Below are 20,528 nucleotides of genomic sequence, written 5' to 3' on the forward strand. Positions count from 1 at the left end.
TTTTACAATAAAAAAAGCAACTATTACTAGTAATTTATTACAGATCAGTAACAGCCCAATTACTACAAAAGTAGTGGACTGCGTAAGCTTCATCCAAACAATCTTCGAGAAGTTGCTCATTTTCTCCTTGTATGAATAAATATGCTTCATGCCCATTAAACGGAGATGTAAACTGTGCTGGTATAAGATAAATATCTTCTTTTTCTTCTTCTGTTAATGTATTATAAAGATCGATCAGCATATATGGTCCAGTAGTATGGAAAACACAATCTTTCTTAGGTGATCTTTCAAAATCAAGTGCTTTTTTAGACAAGGCTTGTTCTATTATTTTTTTCATAAATGGATGTTCAGCTACGCTAAGCATCAGGGCATTATTGAAAAATATTTTATCTGGATCTGTTTTTTCTAATGCAAAGCAACAGTGTTTTCCTTTTATTAATTCATCCATTGGTTTTATAGATTCATAATCATAATCAACATAAATGCCTCCCATTTTATTCAATATCATATAACGTATAGCGTCCCAACGTTGTATATTGAATGGATATCTGGTATATACGTCCCAATGTTGAGGATAGTGTTCTTGAATAAAATTATTGATTCTTTCGTTATCCCAAAATTCGTATTTCCAAGTCGGATAGTCCCGTTTCCATGTATCTCCAATTATTTTGAAGGGTCTTGGTAATGGTTCATCTATTCCAGACCAAATTTGATGAATGATTTGAGGTATTTTTTTTTTCATAGCACGAGATTTTTAGTATTTTTTATAATATTAATTTGTAGAAATATTTTGAGCCTTCTTCCTTATGATTATCGGGTAATTTCTGTTATATACTACAGAAGTTAGACCTATTCATAACAATCTCATAATTTGACATTGGTGGGCATAAAAATTGATATAAACAATTATTGCAGGGTTCACTATTTCTAATTTGACGCCAAGCTGTATTTTGAATTAACTCGTCATAAATTATTTCTAGTAATGGTTTTTCTTGAATATAGCCTATACTTTCTTTATTCACATTTGCTTTAGTATCTCCGTCGGGGAAGATGTTCAGTTTACCGAAATAGTTTGAATTTAATTTCTGATTGCAAAATATTTTTCTGTAAATTATAGGCTCGGATAGAATATCTTCTTTATCTAAAAAAATATTGCTTTTGAAGAATTCATAATTTGAGCCCGTAAAAAAAGGAGTTATTTTGAAATTGCTTATCTGATATTCTTCTATTAATTTATCTATTAATTCATATTGTATTTCATCCTCAATGAGAAAATGATATGTTGTATAGTTACTATAGGAATTTCTAATTTGCTTTAAAAGCATTTCTTTGTCTATAGGAAAGTTAACTAATATCTCAAATTTTTGATTAATTAGATTGGGCAATAAAACTTCTGAAAAATTTCGATAATGTATAAAGAAATGGTATTCATAGTTATATTTATCTAATATCGGTTTCAATTCGTTCCAATATGGGTAGTAATTGATGTCACCTCCTGATATATTTATTTTAATTATTGAAGCGTGCAAAGCCTGCTGCAAAACTGATTCAATAATGTTAGGCATTAACACAGATTGTTTTGCATTCTTAGTACAAAATTTCGTTTGTTTATAATATGAATTACAATGATGACATTCTAAATCGCATTTATTATTTATAACAAGATTGATTTCAGTCAAGTAAGATAGGATTTTGTCTCCAATTAAGGCTGCATTATCTCCTGCCAATTTGTCAATATCTCGTTGAAGATTCAAAATAGGTAATAATACAATCGGTTTATTTTTTTCTTTTTCTATTTCGATAAGACCTACTATTTGTTTTTCAATCGCTTCTTTTATAAGGTCATTACAGTAGATATCATTTCGGTATACAGATTTTAGGATCACAACACCTAGATTATTTTTTTCATGAACCTCTTTTATCAATGCTTGAAATTGAGAATTTTCAGTCTCTATATATATTGCATTTTGCACGTTATAGAGTAATATTTTATTCGTTTTTTGAACAACATATACATGTGAATATATATAAAGCCAATATTGTTTAGTTGGGTCTATCATAATAAATGAATGTTTGAATATTAAACAACAATAACGTCTTCCATTAGTCTGAAATACTCTTCAGGATTATTAGCAAGAAAGGATATTTGTGCATTCTGATATGCTTCAAAATCTTTCTGGTTCATATAGCCATGGCAAATAGGTCTCTTTTCGTTTATATCCGGTAAATTGAATATACATTGAATACATGTATTTCGATTATAGCATAACTTGCATTGTTTATCTATTTTAGTATAATATACATTATATTTATTAACTATATATTCGAAATTGATCTCAACTGAATCGTCTGTTACTATTCCTAAAGCAAATTGATGCCCAATGCGTTCGCATGGTAAAATTTTGCCATTTACAGTCATAAAGACCTTTTTCGAAAATGGCATGCATGTTCCTGTCGGAATTGTAATCTTTGTTTGTTTACCATAAAGTAATTCATTATAATCCCTGAAAACAAAATTTGAATATTGCATTAAATATGTAGTTATACTTTTGGATGTTGCTAGACTTATAGACATATCTTTCATTATCTCAGTATAATGTTCGGATTGATTTAAATCTTCAGATAAATTGCGGTATGTTGTATTGAAATCTTCTATTTTATCTTCTCTTATACCAACATTATTAAGTTCTCCAATCCGAGGCACCTTATTATATTTTTCTTTGAAATATGAATGAATGCTCTCAACTGAATTCTTATTATGTAATACCGCATTAAAATTAATATACTTATCGAAGTAATCAGGGAATTTTTCTCTCAATAAGTCAACATTCTTTGTTATTCGATCGAAGGAAGAATTTCCTGACTTATCTATTCTATACCCCATATTATCTTTGTTACCGTCTAAACTAATCAAGACGTTAAAATTATTGGATACCAGATAATCCATATACCGATCTAATAGCATAGCATTAGTTGTCATCGAGAAAAGGAATCTTCGGGATTGGCATTTCAAGTTCTTTATGTAATCTACAATAGTTGAAATAAATTCCATATTAAGTAGTGGTTCCCCTCCATAGAAACTTATGAATACATCTTTCATATATGTATGATTATATGGAGACGTCCACAAATCATTCATATAGTCGATAAGATTTATAGCTTTCTTAACAGAAAGCATCTTATTATCCCTTTTATCGTGATCAGAATAGAGATCGCCATATCCACAGTATGTACAATTAAGGTTGCACATATCAGTAACCTCAAATGTAAGTTGGTCTGTATTTGCTATGGACTTTTTAGCTATATCTAAATTCAAATATTCTTGTGTTTCTCTCATATCATCTTTTTATTAAGAAGATTTAAAATTAGTATTCTCTGAAATTATTTAAATGCGAGTCCCAAAAACAGAAGTGTCTTGTTAGAGACACTTCTGTTAAATCAGATATTTTTAGTCTCCGCATGTATAACCATTAGAACCAGAAGTGCTATGTCCCCCACTACCAATCCCATAATTAGCACAAGAGTTGTCATAAGCACCACTCGGTCCTGCACATGAACAAGTACAACTTTTTCCTCCTCTAATAATATTCATTTCTTTATCTGATAGTCCTTCTGCTACTAGATTATGTAATTTAAGTTTATCCAGTTTTTTCATGATTTTATATTTTAAATTGAAAAATGATTTAATTTAAGCTGTTTTATGCTTTCTTTTGTATGTCCTTATATAAAGAAGACAGGTCACTGCCCCAGTCTTCAAAACAGTATAAACTGGACTGGGGCTGACTTGCTTAAATTGTTTTTACATAAAAAATGAATGTTGTTTCTCATTGTATTAGTATATGATGTATTCTTCTTCTTTGGCTATTTTACTTTAATTCGATAGGATTGTAGGGCTCTTTTTTAGATTTAAGTTCTTCTCTTCCTTTATTTATGCTAAATACAGCTCCTCCTCGCATTTTGTAAAAAGGTACTATGTCTTCATGATAACGATTACATACTTTATTATAGGCTTCACTGCTTGTTTTTTCATAGTTGAGGTCATAAATTATAATTGGTCCTTTTTTTGATAACTGTTCGATTCCAGTGCATTCGAAATTGTAGTACTGCTTATCATCAGTTATTTTCAATATTAATCCGGGTAATCCTCCAAATTTCCAAGGCCCATTGTTAATCGGGATTTCTGATGTAAACCAAGCTTCATATTTTCTTCCTCTAAATTCTGCTGTTGCTTTTTGACAGGTATAAGACGCAATGGTAGACGTTACGTTGCTAATATTCCAATTTATTATTGGAATATTTTCATTGTATAAGAAATCACTACGTAGCGCTGTTCCTAGCTCAATGAAAGTTACCTCATTTTTGGAAAAATTCTTATAGATTTCCACACCAAGTACACCCCTAGGCGGATTTGGAATAATGCTAGTATGCTTTTTAGACTTTATCCCTTCATAAATCTCATTATTATATTCGGCATAACTACTACTGAAATATTTAGACGTTTTATCTCCTATTAATAAGGTTTCTATGTCTATATATTTTTCATCGGGTCTATTACTGTCTTTTACGTAGGTGAGCTTGTAAGTTATTTTTAATTTTGCCGAATCTAGCACTTTATATTTTGTATCTATTGATAAATAAGAAGGAGGCTGATAGAATTGACCTCTTACACAGATTGTAATTAGTATACATAATATAAGGGTGCTAATCTTTTTCTTTATACAGCTTGTTTTTCCCATGACTATTCTATTTTTTATAATTTATTTTATTTTCATCCTAATTTTCAACAATATATCGCTTCCTCTGATTTCGTAATTCTGATAATATGAATTAAGATTGTTGTTATATGCCGATATATAATTGTTTGTATTGAATATATTTGCCCAACTGAGTGATAAAAAAAGTGTCTGCCAACTATATTGCAGGGCTAGATCTGTAAAGGAGAGATAACGATTGCCTATGGCAGCACTGTTATAATAGTGCTCATAGTTTGCAGTCAAGGTTATATCTTTAGGTAAATTTACATCACATGAAATATTATTTATAAAAATTCTTATAGGGGTAAAAGTTTCGACTGCTTCTATTCTACTCCAATTACGGCTCCAAGTGCCTTTATAAGCAAATGAAAGCCAAGATGCAGGTTTGGCATTGAGGGATCCGTTAATGTTTAAACCGTTATTTTTAAATTGAACTAGTTTTTTTTGTCTTAGCTGTTCGGACGAATAGGTACCATATGAAGCATCTAATGAAGTCACGATCCCCATCAAGTAGAAGCCTTTGCTTATACGCCCGTTAACAGACAGGTTCGTTGAGGTATTGTCTTGTTCGAGAGCTGAAGTTAGAGTCAATATACCTTGAAAAATCTGTCCGAATAGAATGTCTCTTTTGGTATAATTATAGGTAACGCCACCGCTTATGAAAAGCATATCTATTACATTTTTGTATGTCATTTCGATATTGCCACCATTGCCTCGCGATTCGGCTAATTGGTTGCTAAAGTGATTTATACTACGATAGTTTTGTAATATATAACCTGAATACAACGTATTTATATCTCCTAGGTTATTGTAGAAGAAATAACTTCCATAGAGGCTGGTGTTGCCTGTGAGTTGATATTTGATATTGAGTGATGGTTGGAAGAATACTCTGTTCAGATCGTTATTTTCTCCGAGTATTTTGTCTTTTATTGCCAGTGAATTATAGCTTATTGGAAGCAAGGCATCAATATGGATTTTACTTTTGTGATAAATAAGTGAAAGTGCAGTACTTCCATAATATCTAGTCCAATCCAATCTATTCTTAAGACTGTCGGGTTCAAGAGCAAATGTTTTATGATTGTTATCGGTAATATAAATATCTGAGTTTAGGTTTTTGGATTCGAGTCCGAAACCAAGTTTTGGGTTGACCGAGATATCTCCTAACCATAATGATGATAAAAAGGTCAGATTATTGTCGATATAAAAATTATTTATCTTTGCTTTTTGCTTCAAGGCAGAATATTTTTTCCCGTTGTTGAAAATATCTTCATACAATCCCGGTCTGATAGTCAACGACTGCGGTGAAGACTTAAAGCCTGTCGAAGACGAAAATTCAAACCCTTTATTTCCCCCGTCTTTTTTCTTTACCCAATCGAAAGTGTTTGTGAATAAGAATGTAGGGTATTTTAGGCGTTGCTCAATTTCTTGTTCATTTATAATATCACCAAGATTGTTCGTCCATAATCCTTGTATATAGAAGAAATTATTTATATAATTACTTGAATCGTTGAGATTATATCTCACTTCAGCTTCTAATTTGTCTATATTTCTCGACAAGTTCATATCTTCGTTTATTATCAATATGCTATCGTTGGTGAGAAAGTAGGAGGTTAAAGACTTGCTTCTTCTTATTTCGTGATCGTTCAGATATATAGTATTAAAGTTAAGTTGACTGTTCTCTCCTGTTTTGTATAAATTATTTATTGTCAAAGCATTCGAGTTGTTGAATAAAAACCGATTTTGGTTGATGGATGGGGGAGACGGTACTATTATATTTAGCACATTGTCTACGCCAAATTTATCACTCGCTGTAAATGATGCCAATCCTCTGGATAACTCCCGTCCGGAATTATTCCCTTGATATGTTGATATGTTTTGCTTCTTTTTTGCAAAATACATCCCGCTTAACTCATTATCCCAAATCCACGGAAATCCGCCAATGCCGAGTTGTGCCATAATATTGAGGTAACCTTTAGCCTCATCTTTTAATTTTAAATTAATGGCTGCGGAATTTGATATTTTTATACCATCGAGAGCTTTAATTGGTTGATGATTTTCTAATATTTGAATAGTCGAAACATCTCTTGCCGATATGTTATTTGTTGCAATGCCATAATGACCACCTAGCATATCTAAATTCTCAATATAGAAATTGTTAATAGGTTCTCCTTGATAAGTAATAGCTCCACTTTCAGACACGTTTACTCCCGGCAGTTTTTTTAAAACATCGGCGATTACAATATCGTTTTTATTGCTGAATTCGGAAACCAGGTAGTTTACCGTATCTTTTGAACCCCATATTTTAGTAGATTTGATAACTACCTCTTTCAGTTTTATCTCTTTTTCTTCAATAGTAAAGTTTATTTCTTGACCTATATTCTCAATATCTTTTGATTGAGGAATGATGTGTAATCCTGCTATTGATATGTTAAGTTTCTTAGTTTCACCTTCATAGGAAATAGCATAGTTCCCATTCCCGTCAGTAAATGCATAGCTAGCTATAGTACTATCTGGTAATGTCTTTAACAAAACAGAAATACCAGCATAGGGCTCTTTCTGGTTGTCAACGATGTTACCTTTAATTGTTATCTGTGCCTGTATATTACAAGTGAAGATGACAATAATAAATACCAGTATTTTTATTTTTTTACTCATAAACCTCAATTTGAGGGATATTTTGTCCTATCAGTTTATCATTTAGAATAGTGTCAAACTGAAATTTTATTAAAAACTCCAGATCTTCTATACTATAATACGTTGGTAATTTATAACCGTTAATAAATATGGTCGGAGTAGTTGTTATCTGTGCTTTCTCGATCCAAGATTTATGTTTCTCCAACTCTTCATTAATATTTTCGTCATCAATGTTGATGTTATATTTCTGAATAAAATTCTTTGTATCATATTTTCCGTTTTCGAACCAATCTTGATAAATCCCCATAACTTGTTCTTTATTGTTTAAATAAGCACCGATAACGGATTTTGCAGCGGTTTCTGACGATGACTTGAATGGAGATATTATATATTGGATGCAAATTTTATCCTCCATCTTTGGTAATAATGCTTCAACTCTTTTGTGCATCCAAGCACAAGCCATGCAGTGTGGATTACTCAAAATCGTGACTAAAATATTTGCATCTGCATTCCCGAATAATAATTGTGAATTTGATTTGTCTACAATGTTTTGAGGCTGTCTATGCAATAAAAAAGCGAAAACTCCATTTTCCATTTTCAAGCTATTCGATCTCTGTTCTGTATTATGTTTTTGTGATTGATCATTTATGTTTGATATTAGAGTATATATTATCAAAAAAGGGAAAATGTATATACAAACACTAATTAATATATCTATTACTTTAAATGATGGAACTTGTATATAATTAAATGAGTAGTTGACTACAAATACACTCCATAATATTATTTGTACAATCAGGCAGAGAGGGCACCATTGTTTAACCCTGAACCTTTGATACCAAACACTCCAAAAACTATACGGGAGAGTAAGAATATTCACTATTGCCAAATAGGATATTAATTGAGGAAAAAATAAAATAATCAATAAATTGGAAACAAAGTAACTTAGCCCAATTTCACTCCAACCATATGTTCCAAATAATTTTGCGGCGGATGAATCAAGAACACTGTTGCAATTACCATTTTTTATTGAAGAACATATTTTGTCGGCATTTTTATTTTGGATATTTAATCCTTTAGCTACTAATAAAAAGCTAATATATAGACCAATAATATTAAGTAATAAAGAAAAAATTAGACTCCAATTATAATATATCTTATTTTGTATAAATCCAATTATAATAAGAATGGCAACAACAAGAGAAGTCATTCCTTTTTCTCCAATTCTTAGTAATTCCTTTCTTCTATGTTCTTTATAATCTGGCTCAGAAGAATTTTCATCCGGTTCGGCTATAAGAACGATCCCTGACCATATCTCTATGAATTCGTCTATCGGCATGGATATGTTTTTGCTATTGCTGACATATGATATTTGATCTGATGTTTTTTGATATACAACGATAATATCCTTATTTGTATAAGCCATAAATGGAACATCTAATACAAAAATTCCCGCTTTTTTATTTTCAATGTTAACACTCGTATTCTTGATTCCATATTCAGAAAGCATTCTAGATAAACCCAACAAAGTATCCTTATTAGGATGTTCATTATAATATTTATCAGAGAATGCGTTAGTATACTTAACATCTAATTGTTGAAGAAAAAAAATAAAGGTATTTTTTTCTTTATTTTTCAATTGATTATTATTACTCATGCTTTACATCTTGATTTAATAATTAGCATTTAGATTTTTTATAACTTAATTCATTTGATGTTTATGATATCAGATATGCACAATAATATTTATTGAGAAATAATATTTGGGCAGGTAAGCCTTGAATAATATTAAATACGATTTTGTTTATAGTGTTATTTTAACAAAAATAAATAATAACAACGATGATGCATTGATAATATAAATGTTATACAACATTAATTAATATTTAATATGGGTTTTATTGCGATCATGTATTGTGGTTTCGATTCAATTATAAATTAATTGGTTAATTAATTTATAATTGAATCGAAATTGTTAATATTTCAAATGCCAATTTGCAAGTGGCCGATAATAAATGTTATATAAGTCCGAGCCACTAGGGAAGTTATCTGACGAGGATGCAAAACTGAGTAAAATCATGTAAAAAGAACTGTTGTCAAATGGCTACCTCTTGAAAACATACTCTTTATATCTAGCTGATAAAAAGTTATTAAAAACTATTTGACTTCTATCTGAAGGGTATTGGAGATTTGTGTGGTATTACAAAACGATTGACAATGCATATTGCAAGACACACTCCTCTGTTTAACGGAATGAAATACAGTTTGTTATAAAATAATCTTCACCAATAGGTAACGGTTTGGAAACGAGCAAACTTCCATATTATATCTCATTCTGCACAATAACAAAGAACACTAAATACTTGATAAAGTAATAAAAAATTTCTACCAAATGCAAATTAATTTATATTTTTATCATTGCTGAGTTTTTTTTATTTCTACTCCAAAAAGTAAGATTATCCGTAATGGATAATGTAGGTATTTTCATACAACTTATCTTTTAACCACCGATATACACCCCATATAAAACAAGAATACACAAGACAAGGTTTTCGCCGTAAATACGCTGATCGAAAGATCAGGAAGATTTACGGCGAAACTCTTTAGAGCCTGACCTTGGCGGTTTATTCTTGGTGTATTATTTTGTATAGCGGATGGAAAAAGAATTATAATAACTTATCCCATCTGTCCGTACTCTCCAATCTTCTGTTCGCAAATTGATTTAGTAATATCCCTAAGCAACTCCACTTTAGGCAAAAGAGCGTCAATATCCTCTTTCGTTACTAAAAACTTAGGATTATAGCGAGCCTCCACATAAGCATCTTTTAACAGTGTAAACAAGCGTTTCTCTTCCTCCGTATTACGTGGAAACACCTTAGTCAATTCGTCAGAATGCCGTTTCACAGACGAACACATCTTAGCCAGGTTGTGCTGTTTGGTATTCCTTAACGTAAAAGACAAACGAATGGCATGGTAATAATTCTCACAGGCTTGATGTAGGTGAAATGAAGCCCTTTTATATCTATCTTTTTGGTTGTTAACAATTGCATCATCAAGAAAGAAGTTAGCCTCTTTAAACTTCTCATCAAAATATTCTTGTGCTTGTTGTTTTATTTCCTCAAAGTTAAGTTTGCGTCTTCTGGCAAGTTTACATTTACCACTATCATACAAAACAATACCCTCCTGTTTGAGTTGCGTATAAAAATACCGTCCCTCCTCCAACTGCCTGTTCAGCGTTTTAATATCATCATTAATAAACTGTACAGGCGTTTGCGATTCAGGATCTTTATAATACAAATCATCGATATTATCCAGTAAGTTCCCCACCTTCTTATCCGAGACGCCACTTGTTACCACCAATATATCATAATCCGACATAAACGAAGTAGGAATACCGAACTCAACACGCTCGTCATATTCCACAAACTTACCTGTTGCATAACTGCCATACAATATAATCATTTCCACCTGCGGTAAGCGTTTGTTAATCTCACGAACTAAAAATATAAGGTCTTCCTGCTTACGCTTGGGTAAATGTGATATAGATTTCTTCATCGGAAAGAATTTTGATATGAACAAAAATAAGTAATTATTGGCAAACAACCCTTTGCAGTGCACTATAATTTTATAATAAGCAGACATAAATATAAGAAATAACACTTATATTTGTGATAATAAACTCCGTACTGTGATTTTATATACCCAACACACTGTTATGGGTATGTGAGCCAAAGCACACAGACGAGCACGAAGCTGAAAATATTAATCACAAAAGCCTGCTACCCTTAGCAAGCCCAAAAGCGGACGTTTATGAATCAAAAAAACAATAATTTCAGACATCTGGTCGAACACGCATGTTCTACCCTTAGCCAGTCACATTTAGTAGTAAAAGAAAAGTATAAGGATTGTCCCCGATGCCTTATACATTATACAGAAAATGGTAATCTTTTGGATTATGTGGAAGTCAGTTTTGACAATCAGAACGCTTCCATGACCTTTATTATGGATAAAGAAGACAACTGTGTCTCCGCATCCATCCATTTTTACGATGCTAAAGATGAGACGCTATTTATCATTTTCTTACGGGTATTGTCAAAGTATTACGATTACAGGAAGAAACGCTGGATGCTAAAAGATGCTTTCTACGTTAAAATAGATGAGTATGAAGATACAGGAACGCACTTCTTTTTCAGAAAAATGATAAAGTAAATAAATTGATTGAAAAAACAGCAGTGTACTTTTAGTGTACTGCTGTTTTTTCATTTGTTGATTTGAAAGATATAGATGAAACTCGTTATGCTCCTGCTCTACTCTGTCTGTAAAATGTGGTTCAAAAAAGCTACGCTTTTTATGTACTTGCAGTTTGTCATTTATGTTTTTTATTTAAAGGAAGCTCGCTAACCTTTCGGGTAAAACCAGCCTTAAGAAATAATATTTGCAAGTATTAATATTTCTTTAAAATAGCAGTTAAATAGCTCGGATCAACTCTTTATCAAAGAGTTACAAAGTGATATTTTCTATAAGGTAACGATTTGGTAACGGTTCTTTTAACAGGCGTTTACACAGTTTTGCACATAGCCGGATAACTTAATCGTATAAATATATAAAATATAAAATGAATATCCTCTCTTGGAATCCCTAATAAATTTATTATTAGAGGAAATATGTGTTTATGAGCAAAATAATTACAGTTCTGTAGATACAGAGCAGAACTTGTCGGAAATATAAGAAGTATATTCTATTATGTACTAATAATAGAAGGTTTTGTCGGAAATATGAAACAAACTTTAATGCTACTGAAGATATAGCCAAAATAGCAACTATAAAATTATTATTGAACAAAATTCAAACAAGTTCTAATATGAATCAAAGTCTCCAGACTTTGATGACTTTTAATTTCAGATTGGCTAAGTTGCAATCTTTTTTTTTGCTTGAGTATAAATATTAAAGTAAAATATGTATATATAATATAAAGTGATTAAATTTTAATTTGTAATATTGTAAAATAAAATGTTAATTTCAAAGAAAAAACGAAGTATTAACTATAACACATAAAATTTTGAATTCTATCAATATAAAAACATGTGAGAATTTACTCTCCCTTTATATGTTATTTATATCTAGTATGATGCGATAATATGGGCTGGTATTATTCTTTAGTTTACTGGTTATAAGTAGAATATTTATCAATTAAATAAAAACCTTAAAACTAAATCAAATGAATGAAATTCCTAAGATTATCCATCAGATATGGTCTGGGATAAGTGAACCATTACCCGAAAAGTTTAGAATATTAGGAGAGACATGGAAACGCGATTACCCTGATTGGCAATATGAATTCTGGGACAATGAGCGTATTAATCAATTTATTAAAGAACATTATCCTCAGTATTGGTATGTATACTGCAAATTTCCGTTTAATGTACAACGATGGGATGCCATACGTTATCTCATTCTTGAAAAGATTGGAGGCATGTATGTTGACTTTGATTATGAGTCTATTCAACCAATGGATGATTTATTAAAAGGTCATTCATGTTGTTTTGCAATGGAAAAAGATTTTATATCCAGTTATTTTCGTATTTTCAATAATGCATTAATGCTTAGTATTCCAACACATCCTTTTATGCAAAGAATAGTAAGGTATGTATTTTCCAAAACAGTTCTTGTAGATGATAATTACTCTTTAAAAAAAACAGCAGTATTTAATACGACTGGACCATATGCTTTAATTCGTCTTTATGATTCATTGACAGAAAAAGAGAAAGATGATATCTATCTTATACCAGCAGAGTATGTCTCACCTTTTAGTGGATATGAGGCTGAGGAAGTCCGAATAGGTGTAGAAAGGCAAGGGTTGGAAGATTGTCTGGAAAAAGCATATGCGGTTCATTATTATTATAGTGAATGGGCGAAAAATAATGAATAATTATTTATGATAATTGGCACATATTACTGTTCTATTAAGCAATAAAATTATCTGAAAAGATTTTTGCCTTTCGATACCTAATAAAGGTAGTGTTGAAAGCAAGAAAATATGGATTTATAACTGTTAAGTTTTCCTTTTGAAATAACTAAATAATGATCTTTGGTGTATTTAATAAGAGATATGATCATAGGAACATTTCCTAAGAAGCTTAGCTAAGATACTTATCTGATGTCCAAAAGCAAGAGAATAAAAAAATATCGAGCTTCCACTCTCTCATTGAACATGTGGCTAGTGTGGTTAAGAAATGTCGTAATAGCTAAATATTATTTCAGGTGACGTGAGTTTGACGATTTATCATACTCATTACTTACAATCATCTTAGGGTATTATAATGTCGTTGAAAATGAGGTGTATTCAATATAATGCCTAGTGTACTATTATAATGGCCTTGACGAATATAATAATATGTGGCTCATGACAACAATATAATAGATGAAATATACCTTCATGGAGCAATGGTTGGGTACCTTATTGTTTTATATAAAGAATATTTCTAGTATTCATTAATTTACTAATAAACCCTAAAGAAATATCTGTTAAATGGCCGATTATAGTAGGCTAAATATGATAAGTATTAATTACTAATAATTGAAAATTATGAAAAAATTAAAAAAACTTAAAATCTTAGAGGAAGGACGCATGTGTAGCCCTGAAGAACTAAAAAAAATCAGGGGAGGTTGTAGCTCTGGTTATACTGGATGTAATAAGTATAGTAGTTGCGGATTAATCTCTCTAGTGTCATGCAATCCAAGTGCTGCTTACGGTTATGAAAGTGATGGAAGTGGAACAAATTGTGCTAGTGGATATTCTTACAGTAGTTGTTGTTCTCTTTTTAGCAAATATTTTTCTTGTGGAGGAGGTTCAGCTTATTAAAGAAATGGGTTTTAAATAATTTTATGGGTGAAATACTTAGATTTCGCCCATAGATAAAAATCATATAGATATGAAAAGATTTTTTTTATTAATTACCCTCTTATTGAGTTCAATTTATATTTCTATAGCTCAATTGAAGAGTCGGGTAGATGAATGCTTTGAACTGACAAGTATTGCTTTTCGGTTAGCTGATGCAAAAGAATATGTAAACAATGATATTCCTGATTATACTTATAGTATAGATAATTTTTTCATCAAACATAATAATCATAAACTTATTTCTTATATCAAAGAGATAAGGAATAAGTATGGAATAGGATATGATGCAGTTGCAGTTGCAACAGGATTCTTAGAAGTGAGAAACGGCAAAGTTCTTGTTAAATCAGATGTAAAAATATCTGAAATAAGCCAGGCTGATAGCAGATGGACAGAACAAAATTTTGAGACTTTTGTCAAGTTGCTAAATGATTTCTATCAGAAAACAAAATTCAGAAGTTTTTATGCACAACATGCAAGTTTCTATAAATTGGCAGAAGAAAAAATGGACGAAGTTCTGAAGGATTTCAATATTGAATGGTTTAGATCTCTATTTGGAGATATACAAAAACCAATCGTAATCGTCTCTCTTTGTAATGGTCCTCATAATTATGCTTTTTCTATACCTGGTGAAATTAAAAGAGATGGAATGGTTATTGGTTCTGTCGTGGACGCAAAAGGTATACCTGTATTTAACAAGAATCTAATGTATATAATTGCTCATGAATACCTTCATAATTATACTAATCCCCGTATATCAAATAACTGGGAGAAAATTGATTCAGCTGCCCAAATAATTTATTCCTATGTAGAGGAAGATATGAGTAAACTTGCCTATGGGAATGCACAAACGACAATTAATGAATGGTTTACCAACCTTTTTTCAATAATGTACATTCAAGATAACCCCATAAATAATCTTTCTGATATAAAGCTTATCAGCCAAAATCAAAATGACGGATTTATTTGGATGGAAAGATCTATTATTTTTATGGACCATTTTCGTAATAATAAAAAACAGTTTACTACCATTGATGATTATATGCCCCAAATTATAGGGTTTATTAACTATACCGCTAACCACTTTGAGCAAGTATCTAATGAATTTAATAATAGAGAGCCATATATTGTAGATATTTTCCCATCTCCAGGTAGTACAATCAAATTAAATGTGGATACAATTAAAATACGTTTTTCAGAACAGATGTTTGGTGCTCATGGAATGAGTCCAATAGACGAAAATATAACTCCTATTCCTTGGGCAATTATGCCATCATGGGAAAATGAGTATACTTTTATAATTGTATTGGATAAAAATAGACTTGAAAAAGGAAAGTCATATGGTATAAAACTTGATCATGAATTTTTCCAATCTAAAAAAAGATATTCTATAAAAGAGGATTATATATATACCTTTAAAACTAGTAACTAATGAAAATATCAAAATACACAATTCTTTTTGACATTGATAGAACTGAGTTTTATATTTACAGTACGCTGTCTAATGCTTTGATTGAAATCGATGAAGATTCTTTTCAATTTTTATTAAATGCAAAAAAAAACAAATTAAATATTTTTTCATCAGAAATAGACAGCGAACTCCATGATATACTAATACTTAAGAAGTTCATTGTAGAAAATGATCTAGATGGATTTTTATATTATAAATCAATTCTTACAACACAGAGAGCTAATCAATCCAGTATGCATCTAACCATTGCTCCAACTATGAATTGTTGTTTTAATTGTCATTACTGTTTTGAAAAATATAAGGACGAGGACTACATGTCAGAAAGTGTAATGGACACGATAATAGACTATTTAAATCTACTACCTAGTAAACCAGAACTAAAACTCACTTGGTTTGGCGGAGAGCCGTTAATGGCTTTAACACAGATGGAACAGTTTTATAATAAACTAGAAAGTAACTATAAAAAACCTGTATTATCTGACATAATAACAACAGGCTATCATATAGACGAGAATACAATTAGAGTGATGCAAAATATAGAAGTGAAACAGGTACAAATAACTTTAGATGGACTGAAGAATACACATAATAAGATTAAATATACATCTGATTGTGAAGACGTATTTAACAAGGTACTTAACAATGTGGAGCTTCTATTAAATACATCTAATATTCATGTTGTATTTAGAATTAATTTAACTAAAAATAATTCACATGAATATATAGAGCTTTATAATTATCTAATTAATAGATTCAAACATTTTAAAAATAAAGGAATTGCACCTGGATTTGTTATGGCCAGGGGCGAATGTGAGACTTTGAATGAAGATCATACTTTACTATTTGCTCCTAATGAAGTTTCCGACTTTGTATTAGGCTTATATCATAAATATCAGGTTCATACACCATTCCTTAGATATCCGTCAAGATTTTTCATTGAATGCGCTATAAAAAATGTAATGTCTATATCATTTGACCCACAAGGGTATGCTTATAAATGTTGGGAGATTATTGGTAATAAGAAATATGCAATAGGAAGACTAGATAAACGAGGAAGGCTGGAGAATGTCAATCAAACTACTTTAAACAGGCATCTATATGGGGCGGACCCATTAGAAGATCCTAGTTGTTCAGCATGTAAATATCTCCCAGTATGTAATGGTGGTTGCCCTATACAAAGAATAGAAAATGTATTTGAAGGAAAAAAGAATAACTGTTGTACTTTCTATAAAGGCAAAATAGAAGATTTTTTAAAAATTCATATAAAGCTAAAAGAACAAGGAATTGAAAATAGAGAAGACTGAAAATCATAGTTTTGTTTTAGTCTTTGATTTATATATTCTTTCAAGTAGAATCCACACAATATTAGTTACCTTATTGAATAATACTGATTACAAAAAATATTTAATGAAAAGAACCTTCCCTTCCTACCATCAACTCGATGCTACGGATTGCAGACCTAACTGTCTGCTTATGATAGCCAAATATCATGGTCAAAGTTTGTCTGTGCAACATTTTCGGGAGAAGTATTGGGTAAAGAATCAGAATGTAACAACAGGAGAAGCTGTATTTACTATTATACCGAATAATAACAAGGACTTCATAGGGAAAGCTCAGATACCGTTAACACGTTCGGAAAAAGTAAAGATAAGGCAAAAGGTGAATATCCGTTTTGCAAATTTTACTGATAATGAGTGCGGTATCATAGTAGGAATGAGGGGGAACTAAAAAATGAACGAATAGTTTAATCACGGCAATAATGCAAATATTTTATTTGGCTTACTATAAAAAGATTAAAATATGAATGGATTTTCGGTAATAATGCCAACTTATAATCAGGAATGTTTCATTAGAAGGGCGATATCTAGTTTATTTCAACAGTCGTATGTACAATGGGAGCTGATAATTATAAATGATGGATCAACTGATAATACAGACCAGTATATAGCAGATTTTTTGGATAATCCTCAAATTGTGTACATCAAATATGAGACAAATAGAGGGATGGGATATGCTATCAATCAAGGTTTGGCTATTGCTAAATATAATCATATAGCTTATCTGCCTTCGGACGATTTTTATTATGTCGATCATTTGAAGAATATTAAAGAAAAATTTGAGGAATCAGCAAATATAGCATTAGTATATAGTGGAATGAAATATGATCTCAATGATACAGTTTCACACCCTGAGAAATATGAAACATTGGGCTTAAGAGAAGGGTATAGCCTGCAGTTGGTGCAGGCGGCACATATAAAAACAGAAGATCAATGGTTAGAGAGAAGCGAATGGATTACGGAAAACTTATTCCTTATGTATTGGCAGAAATTGACAGACAAAGGTGAATTTGTACCGACTGGCAAAATCTCTTCTTATTGGACAAATCACCCTAACCAAAGACATAAATTAATCTTTGAAAAATATGGAGGAGGCGTAAATCATTACAGAAGTTTTTATAAAGTACAAGACCCTATTAAAATTCGAATTTCCGATTTTAAATTCATTGATGAGGAAGAGGTTTATAAGAATTTTCGTAATAAAATAGAACCGACAAAAGATTCACTCAAAATATTGTTAGTGGGTGAACTTGCATTTCATCCAGATAGAATTTACGCTTTGGAGGAAGCCGGACATCAACTATATGGACTATGGGTCAAGTGGCCAACATATTGTAGTACAACTGTCGGGCATCTGCCTTTTGGAAATGTTATTGATATCCCTTATGAAAATTATCAAAATAAGATTAAAGAAATTAAACCCGACATAATATATGCCTTATTAAATTGGGGTGCTATTTCTCTGGCTTATGAAGTTAGAGTAAATTGTCCAGAAATTCCATTTGTTTGGCATTTCAAGGAAGGGCCTCATCACGCCATTCGTGAAGGATTATGGAAAGAGTTAGTATACCTAATAACTCATGCTGATGGTAATATATTTATTAATGAGGAAATTAGAATATGGTATAAACAATTTATTCCGCAAATAGGGTTGTCATACATATTAGATGGAGATCTGCCTAAGATCGATTACTTTAAAAACAGTTTTTCAAAACGTTTTTCAGAATCAGATAATGAGATACACACAGTAATACCTGGTCGATTAGTTGGTATTTCTCCTGAATATACACAGACTCTAGCTCAACAAAATATTCACATACATATATATACAGAAAACTACCATGATTATAAAATGGACTATCTTAATTACATAAAGAAACTATCTCCAAATTACATTCACCTTCATTCTCATTGTATTCCTGAAAATTGGGTTAAAGAATTTTCTCAATATGATGCAGGTTGGTTGCATTGCATTGATAGCCAAAACAATGGCTCCTTATTAAATGCAACTTGGGATGATCTAAATATTCCGGCACGAATGACATGTTTAGCTGCTGCGGGTTTACCGATGATTCAAAAAAATAATATTGATCATATTGTAGCCATGCAAAGCATCATAAGGCAAAAAAATGTAGGTGTTTTCTTTGACAATATCAATGATCTTTGTTTTCAATTGAAAAATAACGAACAGTTAAGTACTTTACGCGAAAATCTTATAAAACAACGATATGAGTTTAGTTTTGACTATCACCTGCCAGATTTAATTGCATTCTTCAAAAAGGTCATTCTCCAAAAAATCAATAACTGACTATGGAAAAAGATCTACTAAGAATAGCAAATACATTTGTTCTAAATATTCAGAATATAAGAAGAATAGGATTATTAGACGGAAAAATGGGGATCGCAATATTCTTGTTTAATTATGCACGTATCTCGCATAAACAAATATACAATTCGTATGCAGAAGAATTGCTAGAACAAGTATTCGACTCATTACAATTTCAAAATATTTCTCTAGATATGGTTAGTGGTTTGTCTGGAATTGGATGGGGTATAAATTATTTGCTCAAAAATGAGTTTGTAGAAGGAGATCCTAATGAAATACTAAATGATTTGGATGAACGTATATTAAGATATTTAGACAAATATGACGAAATTTCATATGGTATTGATCTCCAATTGTCTGATCTATACATTTGTACAAGGTTAGATAAAATGAAAATTGTCAAGGATTGTGAATTAGCGATGAATAAACTTCTTATTTTAAACGACTCAATTTTGACAAATCCAAAAATTAAATCCCTTGTCCTGCTAAATTCAATAATATATTCCTTAATTCAAGTAGATAAGTTTAGAAATTGTAAACTTGACACCCTACCTTTGTGGAATAAATTGAATGAAAAACTTATTGAGTGTATTGGTAACAAACTATTTAACGATAGTGATTTTAAAACATTAATTAGATTCTCAACTATAGAAAAGAACAAACTAAAAATTCCATATATTGATGAAAATAAGATCACTAATAGTTCTACAAAGTACATCTGGCAGGATTTGCTTTATGGTAACACTGCAAAAATATGTATTAAACAACAATGCATAAAAAAAACTATTGATGAATTGATTATGGACTTGTCAGAAGATAGCTTGTCTTTAAAAAACGGGTTAGCAGGTATTGGACTAGGCTTAATTAAAGAACAATATGAATTCCAAATATAAGTATGATTATATTTTAGTTGGTTCCGGTTTATTTAATGCCATTTTTGCTAGAGAATTGTATAATATAATTGAAAAGTAGTCCACTTAGTAATTGAAAAGTATACCACTAAGTGTCTCGGATGAGATTGGCTAAAGATATTTATTCTTCATCAGGTTGTAACATTTTTTTAGTTTCTTTAACTCTGTACGACTGTCCATTCATGTTGATAAGGTAT

General features: G+C 30.9%; 16 protein-coding genes. 8 read left to right on the top strand and 8 right to left on the bottom strand.

Annotation, left to right across the window (positions count from 1 at the left end):
• Positions 1-37: 37 nt before the first annotated feature.
• The 8 genes from G7Y56_RS09065 to G7Y56_RS09100 form a co-directional block, all read right to left on the bottom strand.
• Positions 38-742, bottom strand: a complete 705-nt coding sequence (locus G7Y56_RS09065; protein ID WP_165042825.1) for a glycosyltransferase family 32 protein — start codon at positions 740-742, stop codon at positions 38-40.
• 85 nt (positions 743-827) lie between these two features.
• Positions 828-2,060, bottom strand: a complete 1,233-nt coding sequence (locus G7Y56_RS09070; RefSeq protein WP_165042827.1) for a TIGR04150 pseudo-rSAM protein — start codon at positions 2,058-2,060, stop codon at positions 828-830.
• Between the two features lie 20 nt (positions 2,061-2,080).
• A complete protein-coding gene (locus G7Y56_RS09075) occupies positions 2,081-3,337 on the bottom strand; it encodes a radical SAM peptide maturase (RefSeq protein ID WP_165042829.1) in 1,257 nt (418 codons plus the stop codon).
• Positions 3,338-3,448: 111 nt separating this feature from the next.
• Positions 3,449-3,655, bottom strand: coding sequence for a TIGR04149 family rSAM-modified RiPP (locus G7Y56_RS09080; protein WP_165042832.1), 207 nt, complete (start codon positions 3,653-3,655; stop codon positions 3,449-3,451).
• Between the two features lie 211 nt (positions 3,656-3,866).
• Positions 3,867-4,736, bottom strand: coding sequence for a GLPGLI family protein (locus G7Y56_RS09085; RefSeq protein ID WP_165042834.1), 870 nt, complete (start codon positions 4,734-4,736; stop codon positions 3,867-3,869).
• Positions 4,737-4,757: 21 nt separating this feature from the next.
• Entirely contained in the window at positions 4,758-7,409 is a 2,652-nt protein-coding gene (locus tag G7Y56_RS09090) for a carboxypeptidase-like regulatory domain-containing protein (RefSeq protein ID WP_165042836.1), read from the bottom strand.
• Complete coding sequence (locus G7Y56_RS09095; RefSeq protein ID WP_165042838.1) at positions 7,402-9,045, bottom strand: vitamin K epoxide reductase family protein; 1,644 nt, start codon at positions 9,043-9,045, stop codon at positions 7,402-7,404. The genes G7Y56_RS09090 and G7Y56_RS09095 overlap by 8 nt, the downstream gene beginning before the upstream one ends.
• 1,019 nt (positions 9,046-10,064) lie before the next feature.
• The gene (locus G7Y56_RS09100) at positions 10,065-10,943 is read right to left on the bottom strand and encodes a HEPN domain-containing protein (protein ID WP_165042840.1); all 879 of its coding nucleotides are present in this window, start codon (positions 10,941-10,943) and stop codon (positions 10,065-10,067) included.
• A gap of 255 nt (positions 10,944-11,198) precedes the next feature.
• On the opposite strand from G7Y56_RS09100, the gene G7Y56_RS09105 reads away from it, so the two are divergent.
• From G7Y56_RS09105 to G7Y56_RS09140, 8 genes are all read left to right on the top strand, one after another.
• Positions 11,199-11,597: a hypothetical protein gene (locus G7Y56_RS09105; RefSeq protein ID WP_165042842.1), complete on the top strand. Its 399-nt coding sequence runs from the start codon at positions 11,199-11,201 to the stop codon at positions 11,595-11,597.
• A gap of 1,009 nt (positions 11,598-12,606) precedes the next feature.
• A complete protein-coding gene (locus G7Y56_RS09110; protein WP_165042844.1) occupies positions 12,607-13,317 on the top strand; it encodes a glycosyltransferase family 32 protein in 711 nt (236 codons plus the stop codon).
• A gap of 657 nt (positions 13,318-13,974) precedes the next feature.
• Positions 13,975-14,250 (top strand): hypothetical protein, encoded by a 276-nt coding sequence (locus G7Y56_RS09115; RefSeq protein WP_165042846.1) that lies wholly within the window; start codon positions 13,975-13,977, stop codon positions 14,248-14,250.
• A 70-nt stretch (positions 14,251-14,320) separates the two neighbouring features.
• A complete protein-coding gene (locus tag G7Y56_RS09120) occupies positions 14,321-15,718 on the top strand; it encodes a DUF4932 domain-containing protein (RefSeq protein WP_165042849.1) in 1,398 nt (465 codons plus the stop codon).
• A complete protein-coding gene (locus tag G7Y56_RS09125; RefSeq protein WP_165042851.1) occupies positions 15,718-17,061 on the top strand; it encodes a radical SAM/SPASM domain-containing protein in 1,344 nt (447 codons plus the stop codon). The genes G7Y56_RS09120 and G7Y56_RS09125 overlap by 1 nt, the downstream gene beginning before the upstream one ends.
• Before the next feature lie 103 nt (positions 17,062-17,164).
• Positions 17,165-17,485 (top strand): cysteine peptidase family C39 domain-containing protein, encoded by a 321-nt coding sequence (locus tag G7Y56_RS09130; RefSeq protein WP_165042853.1) that lies wholly within the window; start codon positions 17,165-17,167, stop codon positions 17,483-17,485.
• Between the two features lie 72 nt (positions 17,486-17,557).
• Positions 17,558-19,402, top strand: coding sequence for a glycosyltransferase family 2 protein (locus G7Y56_RS09135; protein WP_165042855.1), 1,845 nt, complete (start codon positions 17,558-17,560; stop codon positions 19,400-19,402).
• 2 nt (positions 19,403-19,404) lie between these two features.
• Positions 19,405-20,313 (top strand): lanthionine synthetase LanC family protein, encoded by a 909-nt coding sequence (locus tag G7Y56_RS09140; RefSeq protein ID WP_165042857.1) that lies wholly within the window; start codon positions 19,405-19,407, stop codon positions 20,311-20,313.
• The last annotated feature ends 215 nt before the right edge of the window (positions 20,314-20,528 follow it).

Source organism: Dysgonomonas sp. ZJ709 (assembly GCF_011039195.1).
Lineage (GTDB): Bacteria > Bacteroidota > Bacteroidia > Bacteroidales > Dysgonomonadaceae > Dysgonomonas.